This window comes from Streptomyces sp. NPDC020917 (assembly GCF_044333795.1).
Taxonomy (GTDB): domain Bacteria; phylum Actinomycetota; class Actinomycetes; order Streptomycetales; family Streptomycetaceae; genus Actinacidiphila.
Window position 1 is genome coordinate 204,590 of the sequence record NZ_JBIRRR010000012.1, and the last position, 12,271, is coordinate 216,860.

General features: G+C 73.9%; 9 protein-coding genes. 2 read left to right on the forward strand and 7 right to left on the reverse strand.

The window, feature by feature from the left end; all coding sequences use genetic code 11:
• Window positions 1–22: 22 nt before the first annotated feature.
• A complete protein-coding gene (locus ACH4TG_RS24940; protein ID WP_398244698.1) occupies window positions 23–709 on the forward strand; it encodes a hypothetical protein in 687 nt (228 codons plus the stop codon).
• An 89-nt stretch (window positions 710–798) separates the two neighbouring features.
• Here the strand turns inward: ACH4TG_RS24940 and ACH4TG_RS24945 are convergent, their stop codons facing one another.
• From ACH4TG_RS24945 to ACH4TG_RS24975, 7 genes are all read right to left on the reverse strand, one after another.
• Window positions 799–1,845: a glycosyltransferase family 2 protein gene (locus ACH4TG_RS24945; RefSeq protein WP_398244699.1), complete on the reverse strand. Its 1,047-nt coding sequence runs from the start codon at window positions 1,843–1,845 to the stop codon at window positions 799–801.
• A gap of 24 nt (window positions 1,846–1,869) precedes the next feature.
• On the reverse strand, window positions 1,870–5,217 hold the full coding sequence (locus tag ACH4TG_RS24950; RefSeq protein ID WP_398244700.1) for a DUF4082 domain-containing protein: 3,348 nt from the start codon (window positions 5,215–5,217) through the stop codon (window positions 1,870–1,872).
• A gap of 103 nt (window positions 5,218–5,320) precedes the next feature.
• Entirely contained in the window at window positions 5,321–6,436 is a 1,116-nt protein-coding gene (locus ACH4TG_RS24955; RefSeq protein ID WP_398244701.1) for a DegT/DnrJ/EryC1/StrS family aminotransferase, read from the reverse strand.
• Window positions 6,433–7,359: an acetyltransferase gene (locus tag ACH4TG_RS24960; RefSeq protein ID WP_398244702.1), complete on the reverse strand. Its 927-nt coding sequence runs from the start codon at window positions 7,357–7,359 to the stop codon at window positions 6,433–6,435. The genes ACH4TG_RS24955 and ACH4TG_RS24960 overlap by 4 nt, the downstream gene beginning before the upstream one ends.
• Window positions 7,356–8,537 (reverse strand): DegT/DnrJ/EryC1/StrS family aminotransferase, encoded by a 1,182-nt coding sequence (locus ACH4TG_RS24965; RefSeq protein ID WP_398244703.1) that lies wholly within the window; start codon window positions 8,535–8,537, stop codon window positions 7,356–7,358. The genes ACH4TG_RS24960 and ACH4TG_RS24965 overlap by 4 nt, the downstream gene beginning before the upstream one ends.
• A complete protein-coding gene (locus tag ACH4TG_RS24970; protein ID WP_398244704.1) occupies window positions 8,534–9,613 on the reverse strand; it encodes an NAD-dependent epimerase/dehydratase family protein in 1,080 nt (359 codons plus the stop codon). The genes ACH4TG_RS24965 and ACH4TG_RS24970 overlap by 4 nt, the downstream gene beginning before the upstream one ends.
• Window positions 9,614–9,757: 144 nt before the next feature.
• Window positions 9,758–10,831 (reverse strand): Gfo/Idh/MocA family protein, encoded by a 1,074-nt coding sequence (locus tag ACH4TG_RS24975; RefSeq protein WP_398244705.1) that lies wholly within the window; start codon window positions 10,829–10,831, stop codon window positions 9,758–9,760.
• Window positions 10,832–11,182: 351 nt separating this feature from the next.
• On the opposite strand from ACH4TG_RS24975, the gene ACH4TG_RS24980 reads away from it, so the two are divergent.
• Window positions 11,183–12,136 carry a glycosyltransferase gene (locus ACH4TG_RS24980; RefSeq protein ID WP_398244706.1) on the forward strand — a complete coding sequence of 318 codons (954 nt, stop codon included), beginning with the start codon at window positions 11,183–11,185 and terminating at the stop codon, window positions 12,134–12,136.
• Window positions 12,137–12,271 lie beyond the last annotated feature (135 nt).

Consider the following 12,271-nt stretch of genomic DNA (forward strand, 5'->3'; position numbering starts at 1 on the left):
GGAGCCGGCAGGAGGAGGCGGAGTGTCCCCGGAAGAAGTGGTCCGCGCGCTGGTGCGCCGCTGGTACGTCCTGCTGCTGGCCCTCGCGGTGACCGCGGCCGGCGCCTACCACGAGCTGAAACCCCCGCTGACGTACCGGAGTTCGGCGGTGGTCGTGCTGAAGCCGCCGGTCACCGACAACCAGCCCAACCAGTTCGCGAACCTGCAGCCGCCGCTCGCCGTCGTCTCGCACGCGGTCGTCGAGCAGTTGCAGTCGCCGTCCGGCACCGCCGGGTTGCGGGCCGCGGGCGTGACCGGCTCCTACCGGCTGCTGCCGCGCAACAGCGGCACCAGCGTGACCCCCGCCTACCTGATCCCGTCGCTCCAGGTCCAGGCCGACGCGGCGGACCCCGCACGTGCCGACGCCATGGTGCGGACGATCATCGCCGCCTACACCCGGCAGGTGGACGTGCTGCAGGACGCCCAGCACATCGACGCCGGCTCGCGGATGAGCGTGGACCTGCTGGTGCCGCCCAACTCCGTTCAGGTGACCGGAACCAAGAGCCGGGCGCTGGCCGGTGTGGCGCTCGCCGGGCTGGTCGGCGGCACGCTGTGCGCGCTGTGGACCGACCGCCTCCTCGGACGCGGGAGCGGGGGCCGCACCCGCCGGCCGCCCTGGCGCAGGACGCGCACCGCCGTCACCCCCGCGCCGGTCCCCGCGCCGCGCTGAGCCCGGGGACGGGCACCCGCCGGACGCCTCCGCCCGACCCGCTGCCCGGCTCCCGGCCCCCGGACATCCCGCCGTGGAACGCCGCGCCATCAGATGCCCCGGCGCTTCCACGACTGCCACCACAGCCACTCCCGGCCCCGTTCTGCCACCGCCGACAGCACCAGCGGCTGCAGGTACGGCATGGCCCCCGCACCGACCCTGCGGCGCAGCCGCAGCCCCCGGTACTCCGGCAGCCGCTCGACCGCGGGCACGCAGTCCCGGGCGAACGCCACCAGTTCGTCCACCGGCACCGCGGCGGTGCGCCCCCGGTCGTAGGCGCGGCAGGCGCGGCGCAGCGCCGCCCGCGCCAGCTTGGTGTGCACCGTCGCCGACAGCCGCCCGGCGTCCGGGAGCCGGTCGCCGCACTTCTCCAGCACCGCCTCGTACGCCGCCCTGCGCTGCCGCAGGTCGTCGAGCTGGCCGCCGAAGTCGGTGGTCGACATGTTCGCGCCGTGCACCCGGTAGTACGCCTGGTCGGCGCCGCGGACGTAGCCGACGTCGGCGTGCGCCGCCAGCCGCATCCACATCTCGATGTCCCCGGCGTGCGGCAGCCGCGGATCGTAGCCGCCGACCTCGCGCTGCAGCCCGGTGCGCACCACCACCTCGGGGGAGGTGATGCACCCCGTGCCCTCGCGGAACCTGCGCTCCAGCCACCACCGGCCCGGGTAGACGGCGGTGCCGCCGCCGGTGGTGCGGGCCGGCGGCAGCGGGCCGCCGTGCGCGAAGCGCAGCGGCCTGCCGTAGGCGAAGCCCACCTCGGGATGGGCGTCCAGCAGCGCCGCCGCCCGCACCAGAGCGCCCGGCACCAGCCGGTCGTCGGCGGACAGCAGCACGGTGTAGTCGCCGTCCGCCCACTCCAGCAGGCCCTCGTTGTAGGTGGCGATGTGCCCCTTGTTCTTCTCGTGGACGCGCACCTCGATCCTCGGGTCGGAGGCCGCCAGAGCGCGGGCGGCCTCCGCCGAGTCGTCGGGTGACGCGTCGTCGATGATGAGCACCCGGACGTCGAGGCCCTCCTGTTCGTCCAGCACGCTGCGCACGCAGTCGGCCAGGAAGTGGCCGTACCGGTAGCAGGGGATCACGACGCTGACGCTGCCCATCGCCTGTGTGCCCGCCTCCTCGTTCTACCGGGACTCGGTGGTGGTGCCGTCGAGCGGGGCCGGCGGCAGGGTGGTGCTGAAGATCGGCGCCACCCAGTAGTTGGCCGACCCGTAACTGCTGTTCGGGAAGGCCGTGTCGGACCCGTAGCGGTACAGGCCGTTCTGGCTGCCCGCGGTGTCGGCGGTGGCCGTCAGCGGGTACGACTGGTGGGCGCCGGCGAAGTAGCCGCCGTCCACCGCGTAGTTGCCGTTCGGCGCGTGGTACGAGACGACGTACGACGTTCCCGCGGTGATCGCCACCGGGTTCGCGAAGGTGAGCAGCTGCCAGCCGGACGCGGTCTCGCTGGAGAACGTCCCGGTGGCCAGCTGGGTGCCGTCCGCGGACCACACGCTGCCGGTGTGCGTGCCGGTGTTCCCCGTCCCCTTGTAGAAGGTGACGCCGGTGATCCAGCCGGTGACCGCCGAGGTGAACCGGGCGCCCAGCTCCACCGAGTTGGTGTCGTCGGTGACGTCGGCGACGGCCGGCGTGGCCGACGACGGCCACAGGGTGCACGGGCAGGTCACCGCGGGCGGGCTGGCGCTAGTGGTGAACGACCAGGTCGCCGGGTCCGCCATGTGGTTGCCCCACAGGTCGTCGGCCTGCACGGACGCCGTGTAGGTGGTGTTGAGCGCCAGCTGGGTGGACGGGGTGAACGTCAGGCTGTTCGCCGCGGGGTAGGTCCTGGCCCCCGGCACGCTGTGGCCGGCCGCGTCCTTGAGGCTGAACACCACCGAGCCCGCGTCCACCGGCTCGCTGAAGTTCACCGTTACCGGCGAGGTGATGGAGATGCTGACCGACCCGGACGTCGGCGAGGTGCTGGTCACCGCGGGCGGCACCGTGCTGGCCGACGAGGTGTCGAGCACCGCGTCCACCCAGTAGTTGGTACCGCTGGACTCCGAGGTGGGGAAGCCGCCCGACGCGCCGTAGTGGTACACGCCGTCGGCGCCGTCCGTGCCGGACTTCAGCGCGGTGAGCGGTGCCAGGCCGGCGTCGGAGCCGGTGAAGTAGCCGGCGTCGTAGGAGTATCCGCCGTTGGGCGCGAAGTAGGAGGCGATGTAGGTGGTGTTGGCCTTCACCGGCACCGGGGTGGCGAAGTTCATCTGCTGCCAGCCGGAGGCCGTCTCGCCGGTGAAGGTGCCGGTGGCCAGCCGCTGGCCGCTCGTGCTCCACAGGCTGCCGGTGTGCGTGCCGGTGTTGTACGGCGCCTTGTAGAAGCGGATGCCGGTGATCGAACCCGGCACGCTGGTGCGGATCTTCACACCCAGCTCGACCGCCCCGCCGTCACCGCTGTTGACCACGGCGGGGACCGTGGTCGACGGCCACACCGAGCAGGGGCACTGCTGAGGGCCGACGGTCAGCGGCACGGTCGCCACGGCGCCGGTGTTCACGCTGTCGTCGACCGCGCGCACCTTGATCTGCGGGGTGCCGGTGGCGGTCGGGGTCCACGAGTACGTCCACGAGGTGAGGCCGTTCGCGGCCTTCCAGGTGGTGCCGCCGTCGGTGGAGACCTCCACCCGGGCGACCACGCCACCCGCGTCTGCGGCGGTGCCGGTGATGGTGACCGGGCGCAGCGCCGGGACGGTGCTGCCGACCGGCGGGCTGGTGATGGTCACCACCGGACCCGCGGTGTCGGTGGAGGCGGTGGCCGCGACCAGCCCGCTCTGCAGCGTCTTCGGCTGGATGCCCATGTCCGCCAGCAGGTTGACGGTCGCCTGCTGCATCCGCTTGTCCTCGGTGACCACCGTGTCGTCCGGGTTGGCGGTCGGCACGTTCGTCAGGCCCCACGACCACTGCACGGTTCCGGCGCCGAACACCAGGGCGTGCGAGGTCGGGTCGCGGAACTCCACCAGGTTGTGCGTCGCGGTGCCGTTGCCGTAGGTGTTGCCGTAGTCCAGCCGGTACTTGCCGTCGGTGATGTCCACGGTGGTGGACGACAGGTCGATCTGCCCGGCCGGCCGGGTCGGGCTGTCGGCGATGTCGCTGTCCCACTCGTAGCCGAGCGTGCCCACCGGGAACGTCGCCGTCTGCGCCGGTGTCAGGGCGGCCACCGTGGTGTTGCGCCACAGCCTCAGCTTGGCGTAGGCGCCGGGCACCGTGATCGCGTCGCTGCGGTAGCCGTTCACCGTGAACAGCGAGCCGGTCAGCACGTTCTGCGGCTGGTAGGTGTCGCCCTTCGCGGCACCGCCCGGGTCGAGGAATGCGCCGGTCCAGGTGCCGGTCGGATCGGGAATGCCGTCGGGCGAGGCGAGTTCGAGCTTGGTCTCCTTGTAGCAGATCAGGGTGCGGCCCGAGGTGTTCGTGCCGTCGATGCTCGGCGCGAACCGGGTCTTCCACGACACCTCGTTGCCGCTGAAGAACGTCTCGTTCACCCCCGCCTTGCGGGCGTTGAGCACATTGGTGAACTGGTCCTGGGTCCAGTACTCGTCGTGCCCGGAGGACATGAACATCGTGTGGTTCGCGAGGTCCGCCGGCCGGGTGGAGACGTCCAGACCGGACAGGTAGCTCACGTCGTAGCCGTTGCGCTCCAGCCAGTACAGCATCTCGAACTCGGAGCCGTAGACGCCGTTGTCGCCGCCGATGTCCAGCGGGCGGTTGTAACTCACCTGGTAGGCGCGGCCGTCGGGCGCGGGACCGTCACCGTCGTACAGGTTGCGGCCGCCCCACTTGTTGTACGCCTGCCACGTCTCGTCGTCGGTCTGCACCACGATCGCCGAGTGGCTGGAGTCGTTGCGCACCACGAACGGGTACGGCATCACGCCGTTGCCGTCGATCTGGTCGAAGTTCGCGATGTACAGGCCCGACACCGCGTCGCCGGGAATCGTCCAGGAAGCGGTCGCCGGCCAGTTGCCGCAGTCGATCAGCCCGGCGCTGTTGTTCGCGCAACTCAGCGGCTTGCCCTGCGGCTCGCCGTCGACCACGGTGTTGTCCGGCGGGCTGCCGGGCGTACCGTCACGCGTGAAGTTCGCCGGGTAGGTGGCGGCCGCCTGCGCCGCCGTGGACAGCTGCCGGGCGCCGTCGCCGCCGTAGTAGCCGAGGCGGAACACCTCGACGTGGTAGGCGACGGGGGACTGCACCTTGAACTGCACGGTCTGGCCCGCCTGGTAGCTCACCTGGTCGGTGAACCCCTGGACGTTCCCGTAGGCGTTGGGCGCGAACCAGTCCTCCATCGGCGTGCCGGTCTTGGAGTTCTCGCACACGATCGGGTTGGAGCCGGTCCCGCAGGGGTCGGCGGCGTGCGCCCCCGGGGAGCCCGCCAGCGAGAGCGCGACCGCGATGACGGCCGCGATCACGCTGCTCAGACTTCCGCGGAAGAGTCTGCTCGTTCTGTCCATCGGTACCTCTCAGGCGGTGCAGGGCCCGGCTCGGTGAGCGGGGTGGGTGGTGCGTGAGCGGTGACTGGCCGCCCGTCCGCCGGCCGGCGCCGGCCGGACGGCGTCAGCCCAGGGCGCCGGCCAGCGTGTCCACGACGCGCTGCTGCTGGTCGGCGGTGATCTGCGGGTACAGCGGAAGCGACAGGATGCGGGCCGCGGCCCGCTCGGCACGGGGGAAGTCCCCAGCCCGGTGGCCGAGGTGGGAGAACGCCGGCGTCAGGTGGACCGGCAGCGGATAGTGCACGCCCGCCCCCACGCCCTCGGCGTTGAGCCGGGCCACCACGGTGTCCCGGTCGGCGCCGGTCACCTGGACCACGTACAGGTGCCACACGTGCGCGTTGCCCGGGACCGTCACCGGGAGCACGACGCGGCCCTTCGCGGCCAGCGGCGCGAGCAACTCGTCGTAGCGCGCCGCGGCGAGCCGCCGGGTCCGGTTGCCGTCGGCGAGCCGGGCCAGCTTGGCGCGCAGCACCACCGCCTGCAGGCCGTCCAGCCGGCTGTTGAACCCGGCCACGTCGTGCCGGTACTTCGCGGTGCCGCCGTGGTTGGCGATCGCCCGCACCAGCTGCGCCCGTTCGGCGTCGTCCGTGAGCACCGCCCCGGCGTCGCCGTACGCACCGAGGTTCTTGCCCGGGTAGAAGCTCGTCGCGGCGATCCCGCCGGAGCCGGGGGAGCGCCCGTCGCGCGTCGCCCCCTGGCACTGCGCCGCGTCCTCCACCACCGCCACCCGGTCCGGCAGCGCCGCCGCGAGCTTCGGCACGTCCGCGCACTGCCCGTACAGGTGGACCGGGACGACCGCGCGCGTCGCCGGGCCCACGGCGTCCAGCGCCGCCTGGCCGTCCATCAGGTACGAGGCGCCGTCGCAGTCCACCAGGACCGGGCGGGCGCCGATCCTGGCGACGGCCCCTGCCGTGGCGATGAAGGTGTTGGCCGGCAGCACCACTTCGTCTCCCGGCCCGACCCCGCTTGCCCGCAGGGCCAGTTCGAGCGCGTCGGTGCCGTTGGCCACCCCCACGCAGTGCGCCGTGCCCGCGAAGGCCGCGTACTCCTCCTCGAAGGCCCTGACCTCCTCGCCGCCGACGAACGCCGTCGCGGCCAGCACCCGGTCGAACCCGGCGCGGACCTCGGCGGCGACCTCGCCGTGCGCCGCCTCCAGGTCCACCAGCGGTATGCGGTTCATGTCGCAGGACTCCCCATCCGTACCGCGGGCCCGCGGCCCGCGGCGGTCTCGTCGTGGTCACCGGGGCGGCCCCGTCCCCCCAGCGCGGGGCCGCCCCCTTCCCCCTGCCGTGCGGCGCGACGGGCGGGAGCGGAAGCGCCCGGCCCTCCGGCCCCGGCCCCGGCGTCCGGCCCCCCGGCCCCGGCGTCCGTGCCCGCCGCCCCCCTGACCGCGGCCGGCTCGGCGGGCTCGGCCAGCTCGGCCAGTTCGGGCGTGCCGGCCGCCCGCAGCCTGCGGGCCGGGCTGCCGGCCCACACCTCGCCCGGCGGCACGTCGTGCAGCACGACGCTCCCCATGCCCACCAGCGACCAGGCGCCCAGCGTGGTGAACTCCCTGACCAGCGCGCCCGATCCGACGTACGCGCCGCGCCCCACCCGGACCCCGCCGGCCAGGCGCACGCCCGCGGCGAGGGTGGCGAAGTCCGCCACCTCGTCGTCGTGGGTCAGCACGGTGTGCGGCATCATCGCGACATGGGCGCCGACCCGCGCAGCGGCGGTCAGCACGACCTGCGCGAGCAGGACGCAGCCGGGGCCCAGCTCGCTCGTTCCGGACACCGACGCGGACGGATGCACCACCGTCGCCCACCGCTCGGCCGGCAGGTCCAGCCGCCGCGCCAGCCGGGTCCTGCCGGTGTGGTCGCGCGCGCTGCCCACGCACAACACCACCTGCGCGTCGGGCAGTTCGTGCACCAGCTCGCAGCCGCCGAGCACCGGCACGCCGTCCAACAGCCGGCCGTGCAGCGCCGGATCGTCGTCCAGGTGGCCGAGCAGCCGCCAGGACTGCGTCCCGGCGGCGACGGCGTCCGCGACCGCCTGCGCGGTCTCCCGGGCGAAGCCGCCGGCCCCGGCGATCAGCAGGTCCCGCGGACCCGCCGGCGGGCTCATCGCGCCGCCTGCTCGCGCAGCACCGCCACCACGCGGTCCTGCTGTTCCCCGGTCATGGTGTGGAACAGCGGCAGGATGAGCGAGCCGCCGCTGATCCGCTCGGTGACGGGCAGCGGCCCGTGCGGATGGCCCGCGTACGCCGGCTCCAGGTGCGCGGCCATGATCCCGCGCCGGCCGGAGATCCCGGCGCCGGCGAGCGCCGCGAGCAGCGCGTCCCGGTCCACCGGGAAACCGGCGTCGAGGAGCACCCAGTACGACTGGAAGTTGCCCTGCCCGTAGGCCGGATCGCGGACCGGCCGCAGCCCCGGCACGTCCCGGAGCGCGGCGTCGTAACGCGCGGCCAGTTCCCGGCGGCGCGCCACCATCGCGTCCAGCTTGCCGAGTTGGACCAGCCCGACCGCGGCCTGCACGTCCGTCATGCGGTAGTTGAAGCCGACCTCCAGATAACGCTCCAGCACCGGTGTGCTGCTGGCGTGCCGCTCGGCCGCGGAGGCGTTCATGCCGTGCTCGCGCAGCCGCCGCAGCCGCTGCGCCCAGGCGGCGTCGTCGGTGGTGACCATGCCGCCCTCACCGGTGGTGACGAGCTTGCGCGGATGGAACGACCAGGCCGCCAGCAGCGCCCCGGCGCCCACCGAACGCCCGTGGAACGTCGAGCCGATGGCGCAGGCGGCGTCCTCCACCAGGGCCGCGCCCCACCGGGCGCAGGCCGTGCGCAGCGCCTCGACGTCCGCCGGCACCCCGCCCTGGTGGACGGCGATGACGGCCTTCGTCGCGGGTGTGCGCACCGCGTCGATCGTGGTGGCCGTGACGTTGCCGGTGGCCTCCTCGACGTCCGCGAAGACCGGCCGGGCGCCCACGTACCGCACCGCGTTGGCGGTCGCGATGAACGACAGCGACGGCACCACGACCTCGTCACCGGGCCCGACGCCCAGGGTCACGAGTGCCAGGTGCAGCGCCGTCGTGCACGAGCTGACGGCCACCGCGTGCGCGGCGCCCACCCGTTCGGCGAAGGCCCGCTCGAACGCGGCGACCCGCGGTCCCTGCGCGACCCAGCCCGACATCACCGCCGCCGCGGCCGCCTGCGCCTCCTCCTCACCGAGCCACGGCACCATCACCGGCACCCGCGGCGGCGCGGCACCGGCCGCCGCTTCCGCGGGGGCCTCCACCGGCGCGCTCACCGCCCGGCTCCACCGGCTGCGGCGCCGGCGGCGGGGATCTCCGCGCCCACCTCGACGCCCGTGCCTCCACGGCTTGTTGCCTCGTCCTTCGCCCCGGTGAGGTCCGCCGCCGCGGCCCGCTCGGCGCGCCACCACGCGACCAGGTCCCGCAGCCCCGCCTGCAGATCGATGCGCGCGGTGAACCCGAGGCGGCGCGCCGCATGCGAGGTGTCCGCGAGGCGCCGCGTCACGCCGTTGACCGCGCGGGCCGGGCCGTGCTCCGGCGCCAGCCCCTGCGCGCCCATCGCCGCCAGAAGCCCGGTCGCCAGCTCCCCCAGGCTCGTCTCGGTGCCGCTGGCGATGTTGAACACCTCGTCGGTCAGGCCCGGTTCGGCGGCCAGCAGGTTCGCGCGGGCGATGTCCCGCACGTCCACGAAGTCCATGGTCTGGGTGCCGTCGCCGAGGATCAGCGGCGGCTGCCCGGCCTCGATCCGCTCCATCCAGCGGATCAGCACCTCGGTGTACAGGCCGTGGATGTCCATCCGCGGCCCGTACACGTTGAAGTACCGCAGGGCCACGTAGTCCAGCCCGGACATCGCGTGGAAGCTGCGCAGCATCCCCTCGTTGAACGCCTTCGCCGCACCGTAGAACGTGTCGTTGTTGTACGGGTGGTGGCGCTCGCCGGTGGGGAACTCCTCGGCCAGGCCGTACACCGAGGCCGACGACGAGGCGACCACCTTCGACACGCCCGCCGCCGCGGCCGCCTCCAGCACGTTGAACGTGCCGTCCACCAGTACCTCGTTGGCCAGCCGGGGCTCCTCCGCGCACTGCGTGATGCGGATCGCCGCCAGATGGAACACCAGGTCGGCGCCCTCGGTCACCTTGGCGACGGTGGCCGCGTCCCGCACGTCGCCGTCGACGACCTCCACCACGCCGGTGCGCAGGGCCTGCGCCAGGTTCGCGGTGCGGCCGCGGACGAAGTTGTCCAGGACCACGACCTGGCGGGCGCCGCCCTCGGCCAGCAGGTCGACCACATGCGAGCCGATCGTGCCGGCGCCGCCGGTCACCAGGACCTTCTTGCCTCGTACCGTGCTCAACTTCCCCCCACGGAGAACGTCGTGCGGATGACCGGCCGCCGGAACCGGTCGGGAGAGTGCCGGCGTCGCTGCCGCGGTCCCGCTCCCGGGCGGGCCGCCACCATCACCGTCGCTGGTGGCGGCCCGCACCGAGGGCCGCGGCCGTCAGTGCCCGGCGCGCAGGCCGACCACCGCGCCGCGGAACTCCAGGCTCCGCGACGCCGCTTCGAGGATGTCCAGCACCCGCAGGCCCGCCCGCCCGTCGGTCAGCGGCGCCCGGCCCTCGGTGATCGAGGCGGCGAACTCGTCGACCATGGCGCGCAGCGCCTCCCGCTCCTTCAGCGCCGGGGCGACCATGTCGCCCGCGCGGTAGGACACGAGCATCTCCCGGCGCTCGCTGGGCCCCATCTCCTGCGGGGTCGCCAGGTCCACGCCGCGGTCGAAGACCGCCAGGCGCTGCGCGGGGTTCAGGTCGTCCCAGACGAGGGTGCGCTTGGCGCCGCCGACCATGGTCGTGCGCACCTTGGTGGGCGACAGCCAGTTGACGTGCACGTGGGCGATGGCACCGGTGTTGAGCTGGAGCGTCAGATACGCCACGCACGCCCGTCCCGCGCCGATCGGATCCGCGCCGTGCGCCGCGACCGCGACCGGCTCGACGCTCTCCGGCAGGATGAAGTCCAGGATCGACAGGTCGTGCGGGGCCAGGTCCCACATCACGTCGATGTCCTTCTGCACCAGCCCCAGGTTGATCCGCACCGAGTCCACGAAGTGGATCTCGCCCATCTCCCCGGACCTGACCATCTCCCGGATGCTGCCCACCACCGGGGTGTAGCAGTAGGTGTGATCGCACATCAGGACCAGCTCGCGGTCCTCCGCCTCGGCCACCAGCCGCGCACCGTCGGCGTAGGTGGCCGCCAGCGGCTTCTCCACCAGCACGTGCTTGCCGGCCCTGACGGCGGCCAGCGCCACCTCCAGATGGGTGCCGGCCGGCGTGGCCACGGCCACCGCGTCCACCTCGGGATCGGCCAGCACCGCCGCGTAGTCCGCGGTCGCCTCGACCGTCGAGTAGGCGCCGAGCACCCGCCGGGCCCGGTCCACGTCCAGATCGCACAGCCAGCGGAGCCGGAAGTGCGGGCTGGCCTGGAAATTGCGGACGAGGTTGGGCCCCCAGTACCCCGCCCCGACGACGGCGACCCCCAACGGGTCGCCGGATCTGCCGCCTTGGATGCTGTCCGTCATGGTGTGCGTCTCCCCTTCGTACACATCGGCCGGTGTTCCCGCACCTGGCGGGAGACGGTCGCCGTGTGCCGCCCAGGACAGACCTGTGCATCGGTCATGGCTTCCCCCCACCCCGGTGTTTCGCGCACCCTCCGCCCGGCGCGCCGGCGTCCCCACGCCGGCTGCCGGAGAAGCGCGTCGAGCAGTGCCGGTCTCGCACTCGCTTCCCCTGCGGAACGGAACCGGCGTGCCGGAGGCTGCGCCTCCGCTCTCCGGTTCCGCGACGCCCAATCTAGAGCACACGCACACGGCGGGGGGAGAAATGGACGAAACAGGAGGCAACACGACCGATTCCGGCTGCATACTCACCCCGTGACGAGCATCGTGATCCCGGCCCATAACGAGGAACGCGTCATCGGCCGCCTGCTCGACGCGCTGTCGGCCTCACCCGGGACGCCCGGTGCCGCCATCGCCGGCGGGCCCAAGTCGCCCTGGTCCGGGCGCAGTTCAGTAACCGACGGGGCTCTGGACATCATCGTGGTGTGCAACGGCTGCACCGACGGCACCGCCCGTGCCGCCGCCGCGCACCCCGGCGTGCGGGTCGTCGAGATCCCGACGCCGTCCAAGCACCAGGCGCTGCGCACCGGGGACGCGCACGCCGCCGGCTTCCCCCGGGTGTACGTCGACGCGGACGTGGTCATCGCCGCCGCCGACGTGCGGATGCTGGCCGACGCGGTGAGCGGTGCGGACGGGGTGCTGGCCGCCGCGCCCGGACGGGATCTGCCGCTGGCCGGCTGCGGCTGGCCGGTGCGCGCCTACTACCGGATCTGGCAGCGGCTGCCCGCGGTGCGCGAGGGGCTGTTCGGCCGCGGGGTGATCGCGCTGTCCGAGGAGGGGCACGCCCGGATCGCCGGGCTGCCGCCGCTGATGGCCGACGACCTCGCGGTCTCCCTGGCCTTCGCGGCGGGGGAGCGGCGGGTGGTGGAGCGCGCCCGCGTCACCGTGCTGCCGCCGCGCACCTGGGCGGATCTGATACGCCGCCGGATACGGGCCGGCACCTCGACCGCCCAACTCGAGCACCACCAGGCCGGATCCGCCGGCACCGATCCGGGCGGCGCACCGCACGCGCAGCCGTCCGCCGCGCAGCCGTCCGCCCGGACCAGCACAGCCGACCTGCGCGGAGTCCTGCGCAGGGAACCGTGGTTGCTGCCGCACCTGGCGGTCTTCCTCGGCGTCGCGCTCGTCGCCCGCAGGAAGTCGTCACGGGCCGTACGGCAGGGGGACTTCGGCACCTGGCTGCGCGACGAGAGCAGCCGCGGGGGCTGAGGGCGGGGCGGGGACACCGGGCAGCGGCCCGAGAAGGCATCCGGAGGCGGCCGAGGGGACGGCCGGGGGAAGTGAGCGGCGGCGGGGAGCGGCCGGGGGGACCGGCCGGGGAACGGCACGGGGCACGGCCGGCGG

Coding starts and splice junctions, on each gene's coding strand:
- ACH4TG_RS24975 (WP_398244705.1), bottom strand. CDS start 10,831: ATGACGGACAGCATCCAAGGCGGCAGATCCGGCGACCCGTTGGGGGTC.
- ACH4TG_RS24955 (WP_398244701.1), bottom strand. CDS start 6,436: ATGAACCGCATACCGCTGGTGGACCTGGAGGCGGCGCACGGCGAGGTC.
- ACH4TG_RS24945 (WP_398244699.1), bottom strand. CDS start 1,845: ATGGGCAGCGTCAGCGTCGTGATCCCCTGCTACCGGTACGGCCACTTC.
- ACH4TG_RS24950 (WP_398244700.1), bottom strand. CDS start 5,217: ATGGACAGAACGAGCAGACTCTTCCGCGGAAGTCTGAGCAGCGTGATC.
- ACH4TG_RS24960 (WP_398244702.1), bottom strand. CDS start 7,359: ATGAGCCCGCCGGCGGGTCCGCGGGACCTGCTGATCGCCGGGGCCGGC.